Below are 561 nucleotides of genomic sequence, written 5' to 3'. Positions count from 1 at the left end.
GCAGGCTCTCGAGCGGATGGCGGCCCGGATGGCGACAGCGCAGATCGTCGCGGAGCGCACCCAGCACGCGGCCGACGTCGCCGCTCACGAGGAACGCCGCCGGCTTGCCCTCGAGCTGCACGACAGCGTCGGCGCGATGCTGTTCACCCTCGGTGCCGGCATCCGCAGCCTCAGCACGATACCCGGGCTCGACCAGGATGTCCGGACCCGGCTGTCGACCATCGAGCAACAGGCCGCCGAGACCACCGCCGCGTTACGCGACTCGTTACGGGTCCTCAGTGCCCCACCCGAGCAGGTCGCGCTCGGCGTGGCGTTGCGTGAACACTGCCGGGCCTTCTCCGACCGCACCACCATCACCGCACAGGTGATCACGCTTACCGAGCTGCCCACGCTGCCCCGTTCACATATCCAGGCACTCGCCGATGCCGTTCGCGAGGCCCTGCTCAACGTGGAGAAACACGCCCGCGCGCACTCCGTGGTGATCAGTATTTTCACGTTGCGGGGCGGTGTCGCCGTCACGGTCTCCGATGACGGGGTCGGCCTGGGCGACGGCCATACCCG

The 561-nt window shown here is 69.2% G+C and carries 1 protein-coding gene; it reads left to right on the top strand.

Annotated elements, in window-relative coordinates; genetic code table 11:
• Positions 1–28: 28 nt before the first annotated feature.
• Positions 29–561 (top strand): sensor histidine kinase (locus MJ785_RS19830; protein WP_239382217.1); only part of this gene is annotated, 533 nt, incomplete at its 3' end.

Origin of the sequence: Protofrankia sp. CiT1, from assembly GCF_917627335.1 — a bacterium.
Taxonomy (GTDB): Bacteria; Actinomycetota; Actinomycetes; order Frankiales; family Frankiaceae; genus Protofrankia.
The sequence above is the reverse complement of the archived record's forward strand: the minus strand, read 5'-3'. Positions and strand labels throughout refer to the sequence as shown.